Genomic DNA, 5,658 nt, shown 5'->3' with positions numbered 1-5,658 from the left:
AAACCAGTCCTGGGGGTGAGCGCCTCTGTTAATACGGTGCCGCACCAGCGGCAAGGCCGGAGGGCCTAGTTTTAACAGCAGTGCTCACCGCCAGGACGGGGCCCCGCGGCCGTGAGCGCTTACCGGAGGCAATGCAACAGTAATGGGATTTCGCACCGGAGCAAACGGGAGAGCCAAGGGAACAGCAGACTCCGCATTGCCGTGGCAGCAGCAACTGGCAGTCTCCAAACTCAGTATCAAAAAGCCGCCGCCATGGGAACAGCAGACTACACATTGCCACTGCTGCAGCAGCAGCAGCAGCAGCAGTGCAACCCCCTTCACCTCACCCCAACCACATACCCATACAACATCTCAGAGACCGTAGCCATTGCCTTAATCCCGGCTTGTTCATCTGATAAGCCCTTTGAGAGCAGCACCAGCACATAGGGGTGGCCGTTGGGCGGAAAGACAATGCCCGCGTCATGGCGTACGCCGGTAATCCAGCCGGTTTTGTGGGCAACCTGCACCTCCCGCGGCAGCTTGGCCGGAATGATGTCTTTGTACTTCTGGTCCAGCAGGATTTGGATCATCTCCTGAGAGGCGGCTGGGCTGACGGCTTTGCCTTGGGCTATCTGCTGGAAGAGCAGCAGCAGGTCATAGGCGGTGGTGGTGTTATTCAGGCCCTGCTGGTAAGCTTTGGTATCTTCTACGCCGCGCAGCACCTGTATGTCCTGGGCGCCCATCTGGCGCATGGTTTGGGTGACTTTTTGGGCATCTAGCTGCTCTATCACAAGGTTGGTGGCCAGGTTGCTGCTGTGAATAATCATCTTGTAGAGCAACTCAGACCACGGACGCTTCTGGCCCAGAAGGGAATACAGCTCCTGCTCGCTGTCATCTGCAGGGGCAATGCTGAACGGGCTGCCGTCTACAATGCTCTTGAACTCGTTCTTCACCAGAAGGGAGTCTTGCAGGGAGAACCTGCCTTGGGCGGCTTGGCGGTAGGCTTCTATCAGAACCGGTGTTTTCATGGTGCTGGCCGCGTGGAAGCGCTCGTGTTCCTGGATCAACAGTTCTTCGCCGGTTTCCAGATCTTTGAAAGCCACCGCAAACGTACCTTCCTGTTTGCCCAGCTCGGCTAAAATGGCTGCTTTGACCTGATTCATACTGTCTGGGCGTTTGGTGACTGTACAGCCTGTCAGCAACAGCGCCAGGGCGTACAGGAGAAAGGGGAGGCGCATGGGGAGTCGTTTTGCCGGTAAGTTAGGAAAGTGCAGGGAAAATCCTGAGCGGGCAAGGCAATTGGTTTTTCCTGTTTTGGGGCTGTTTTCCTCAAAACAGCCCCAAAACAGGAAACCTCTCCTTTAAAAGGGTTGCTTAAGCCAAGTGGTGAAGTTTGCCTGCTGCGCCGGGGTGGCGGCTGGGTTCTTGCTCACCCTGTACTGGGGCAGGTGCAGCTGCCCGTCTGGCGTAAGCGAAACGGTGCGCAGCTTTTTCTGCCGGAACAAAGTCAACTCCACCGCCTCCTGCCCTTGCAGCAGGTTGGCCAGATTGGCGTTCTCCAGTTTTCGGCCGTTCAAAGCGATGAGTTCATCTTCCACTGACAAGACGGCCGCCGCCGGAGAAGCAGGGGCGATGTACCCCACCGTGGGGGTGGCCGCAAGCGCCGGGTTCAGCCTAAAACCGAACAGGCTCTCATGTGCCTGCGCAGAGGGGAGCTTGTCCAGGGTGCACCCCAGATAGTCCAGCGCCGGAGCCAGCCATTTTTCAAAAGGGACCGTTCCAAACACCATTTCCCGGAAATACGGCTCCAGCGAAACGCCCGCCACGCCCTCGGCCAGGCGCTGGTAGTCTTCTTCGGCGTAGCCAATGCCTTTTTGCCCGAACTGCTGCCACATTTGCCGCATCACCTCATCCAGGGAGCGGGCATTCTGGGTGGCGCGCCTGATTTCCACGTCCAGCACCAGCGCCGCCAGGCAGCCTTTGTGGTAGATGCTCACTTTACGGTCAGGGATGCCGGGTTTATAGCCGTCCAGCCAGGTGTCAAAAGACGAGTCGGCCACGGAGAGGTGCTGCTCGCCCTGGTCTGCGGTGTGGCGTTTGATGGTGGTGGCCAGTTCCTGAAAATACTGTTCAGCGGCAAACACGCCGCTTCTTGCCAGCAGGTAGTCACCGTAGTAAGTGGTCACGCCTTCGGCCACGTAGCCGGTCCTGAAATAGTTTTCCCGGGTGAAGTCATACGGCAGCATCTCCTGGGGCCGGATTTGCTTGATGTTCCACGTGTGGAAGAGCTCATGGCAGCTCACGCCCAGCAGCTCTTTATAAAGCGTAGGGGACATGAGCTGCTCGCCCGGCCCCAGCGTAATCACCGTAGAGTTCAGGTGCTCCACACCGTGGTAATGCGGGTAGGGGAGAAGGATGTTCAGGAAATGGTAATCGGGCACCGGAAATGTCTCAAATAACGCCAGCTGTTCCTGGGTAAATGCCTGGAACTGCGGCAGAATCTGCGCCCAGTCTGGCTGGCATTCGCCTAGAAACCACACGTGGAACAGAATGCCCTGCTCTTCATATTTCTGGTGCTGCAGGGTGGCGCTGGCCATAAACGGCGAATCTGCCAAATGGTCAAAGTTCTGGGCGAGCAGCGTGCGGGGTTGGGTTTGGGGCAGGCCGCAGGCAATTTGCCAGTCATGCGGAATGCTCAGCGAGAGCGTGCACGGTTCCTGTTCAAAACCCCGGGCGGTGAGCAGGCAGTTGACCGGGTTCACGTATAGAAAATCTTCGGCCAGCCAGGAGCCGCCCGCGTCCATTTGCCGGGCGTAAAAGTTATAGCGTACTTCCAGGGTCGCTTCGCCTTTGGTTTCTACCCGCCAGCGGTCTTTGGTTATTTTTTGGAAGGGCAGGGGAGAACCGTCTTTCGCCACCACGGCAAACCCCTGCAGTTTCTGCGCGAAGTTCTGCAACTCATACCGCCCCGGCCGCCAGGCGGGCAGCTGCAGATACAATTCATCTGCGGTACTATTCTCTATCCTAGTGGTCACCTGCAAAAAGCCCGAAAGCGGGTTCTGGAACGAAAGCTGGTAGTGCGGCACGGCTGTTCTGTGTTAATGGTTCTCTTAAAACGAAGGTAGTGCGTTTTTGGCCTGTTTTCCAGAAAACAGCCCGAAAACAGAGAGTGAAGTGAAGTAGATTTGCCTTTTTATGTAGTGATGATTCACCCCTCAAGGTTAGAAACCGTGTAACCCTGTACACGCATTCCGTCCCCCTTCAAAGGGGGACGGGATGCGACCGTAAGCAAGGGGTAGAAGCAGAAACTTACGCAGTACAGGTAGTTATAAAGATTACGTACTTCGTTACACCCCCTCCTTTCTGTTTCTGGCCTGTTTTTCTGAAAACAGGCCAGAAACGCACGTTAGCGGTTTCTCTCTGGTGCAGCAAGGCTTTCAGCGGGGTTGGGTAACATGCAAATAATCAAATTAAAATGTGGAGAGGGGTTTGGTTTATCAAAATTGATTTTATAATTTTGCAGGCCTTAATAAAATGTTTAGTGTAAGATGAAAAGAACATTCCAACCTTCGCAACGCAAAAGAAGAAATAAGCACGGTTTCCGCTCAAGAATGGAGACTGCCAATGGTCGTAGAGTATTAGCTAGCAGAAGAGCTAAAGGCCGTAAGAGACTGACCGTTTCTGACGAGAGAAGACATAAAGCCTAATTTTTCTGAGTAGCTCGCTGCAAGGCGCCTCGCGAATGGGTACCTTCACTGAACATTCTGCAGAAGAGCAACCGATTTCTTATAGATTTCAGAAAGAAGAACGCTTACGGAGCAAAAAGCTGATTGACCGGCTTTTCCGTGAGGGTTCTTCTTTTAACGTGTATCCCCTTCGGTTTGTGGCTCTCCACTTGCCAGAACCCTCAGAGCCGCCCGTTCAACTGCTGGTCTCTGTCTCTAAGCGTTACTTCAAGAAAGCCGTAGACCGCAACCGCCTGAAACGCCAGATAAGGGAGGCGTACCGGCTGCAGAAACAGGTGGTGCCCGCGTGCAACACCCAGGGCGGCACCTGGCTGATTGGGGTATTGTACATAGGAAAAGAAAAAAATCCTTTTAATACTATCAGTAAAAAACTAAATTCAGGACTGGAGCGTTTGTTAACTAAATAATCCTCCTGTTTCCTTTTTATAGTTATAGTGCTGATATGCTGAAGAAATCAATTGCCGGGCTTGCGCTGGTGGGTACTGCGTGGGGTCTTTTCTCCTTCTCCTCTGGCTCAGAGCGGTATTTTGACATCGCCAAAAACCTGGATATTTTTGCTACGCTCTTCAAGGAGGTGAACACCTACTATGTAGATGATGTGGCCCCCTCAAAACTGGTGCGCACGGGCATTGACGCCATGCTCAAATCACTGGACCCGTACACCAACTATATTCCCGAAGACGACATTGAGGATTTTAGAACCATGACCACCGGCAATTACGGCGGCATTGGGGCTTTGGTGGGCAAGCGTGACGGCAGAACCATCATCTCCCTGCCGCATGAGGGCTCCCCCGCCCAGAAGGCGGGCCTGATCATTGGTGATGAGATTCTGAAGATAGACGGCGTAGACCTGGCCAAGAAAAATGACGGCGAGGTAAGCAAGTTGCTCAAAGGCCAGGCCGGTACTGTGGTGAAGCTGGAGATAAAACGCTTTGGCGTGGAGAAACCCATGGTGGTAGACGTTACCCGCGCCAACATCCATATCAGCAATGTTCCTTATTACGGGTTGGTCACCCCTGAGATTGGCTACCTGCAGTTGTCTGGTTTTACAGTAGACGCGGGGCAGGAGGTACGCAGCGCGGTGGTGAAACTGAAGGAAATGGGAGCCAGGAAAGTCATTTTAGACCTGCGTGATAACCCGGGCGGGCTCTTGAACGAGGCGGTGAATATTTCCAACCTGTTCCTGCCGCGGGGCAAAGACATTGTGAGCACCAAGAGCAAGGTGAGCGATTGGAACAAAATGTACAAAGCCCTGGATGAGCCGCTAGACGTGCAGATGCCGCTGGTGGTGCTGACCAGTTCTAACAGTGCCTCTGCCGCTGAGATTGTGTCTGGGGCGCTGCAGGATTATGACCGCGCAGTATTGATTGGCGAAAGAACCTTTGGGAAAGGACTGGTGCAGATGACCCGCCCGCTTTCCTATAATTCCCAGCTGAAAGTCACTACCGCCAAGTATTATATTCCCAGCGGACGTTGTATCCAGGCTATTGATTATGCCCACCGCAATGCAGACGGCTCTATTAACAAGATCCCAGACTCGCTGCGGGTGGCGTTTAAGACCTCTGGCGGCCGGGTGGTGTATGACGGCGGGGGCATTAGCCCAGACGTGGAGGTGAAAGACAAGCCAGTGCCAGACATCATCAGAAAACTGATGACCAAAAACTACATCTTTGACTATGCCACCCGTTTCAGGGCCGCAAACCCAACCATTGCCGTTGCCAAAGATTTTAAACTATCTGACGCTGAGTACCAGAAGTTTGTGGCCTTTCTCAACGGGAAAGACATCACCTATTCTACTGATGTGGAGAAGGCGCTAGACAATATGATCAAGAAGGCCAAGGAAGACAAGCATTTTGATGAGATCAAAGCTGATGTGGAGCAGATCAAGAAAAAGGTGGCCACTAACAAGGGCAATGATCTGATGCGCTTCAAG

The 5,658-nt window shown here is 53.8% G+C and carries 5 protein-coding genes; 3 read left to right on the top strand and 2 right to left on the bottom strand.

The annotated features are described in order from the left end of the window. Positions 1 to 317 precede the first annotated feature (317 nt). Together A8O25_RS21895 and A8O25_RS21890 are read right to left on the bottom strand one after the other, a co-directional pair. Positions 318 to 1,217 carry a serine hydrolase gene (locus A8O25_RS21895; protein ID WP_066839723.1) on the bottom strand — a complete coding sequence of 300 codons (900 nt, stop codon included), beginning with the start codon at positions 1,215 to 1,217 and terminating at the stop codon, positions 318 to 320. 123 nt (positions 1,218 to 1,340) lie between these two features. After that, complete coding sequence (locus A8O25_RS21890; protein WP_066839722.1) at positions 1,341 to 3,065, bottom strand: M61 family metallopeptidase; 1,725 nt, start codon at positions 3,063 to 3,065, stop codon at positions 1,341 to 1,343. A gap of 462 nt (positions 3,066 to 3,527) precedes the next feature. Here A8O25_RS21890 and rpmH point away from each other — a divergent pair, with 462 nt between their 5' ends. The 3 genes from rpmH to A8O25_RS21880 all read left to right on the top strand — a co-directional run. Continuing rightward, the gene (rpmH, locus tag A8O25_RS22555; RefSeq protein ID WP_074988011.1) at positions 3,528 to 3,686 is read left to right on the top strand and encodes a 50S ribosomal protein L34; all 159 of its coding nucleotides are present in this window, start codon (positions 3,528 to 3,530) and stop codon (positions 3,684 to 3,686) included. A gap of 35 nt (positions 3,687 to 3,721) precedes the next feature. Continuing rightward, on the top strand, positions 3,722 to 4,132 hold the full coding sequence (rnpA, locus tag A8O25_RS21885; RefSeq protein ID WP_066839719.1) for a ribonuclease P protein component: 411 nt from the start codon (positions 3,722 to 3,724) through the stop codon (positions 4,130 to 4,132). Between the two features lie 35 nt (positions 4,133 to 4,167). Then, positions 4,168 to 5,658, top strand: a 1,491-nt coding sequence (locus tag A8O25_RS21880; protein WP_066839717.1) for a S41 family peptidase, incomplete at its 3' end; no start/stop codon positions are given.

This window comes from Rufibacter ruber (assembly GCF_001647275.1).
Classification (GTDB): domain Bacteria; phylum Bacteroidota; class Bacteroidia; order Cytophagales; family Hymenobacteraceae; genus Nibribacter; species Nibribacter ruber_C.
The sequence above is the reverse complement of the archived record's forward strand: the minus strand, read 5'-3'. Positions and strand labels throughout refer to the sequence as shown.

Bases quoted from the DNA above. Each gene is read 5' to 3' on its own strand.
- A8O25_RS21895 (WP_066839723.1), bottom strand. From the start codon at position 1,217: ATGCGCCTCCCCTTTCTCCTGTACGCCCTGGCGCTGTTGCTGACAGGC.
- rnpA (WP_066839719.1), top strand. From the start codon at position 3,722: ATGGGTACCTTCACTGAACATTCTGCAGAAGAGCAACCGATTTCTTAT.
- rpmH (WP_074988011.1), top strand. From the start codon at position 3,528: ATGAAAAGAACATTCCAACCTTCGCAACGCAAAAGAAGAAATAAGCAC.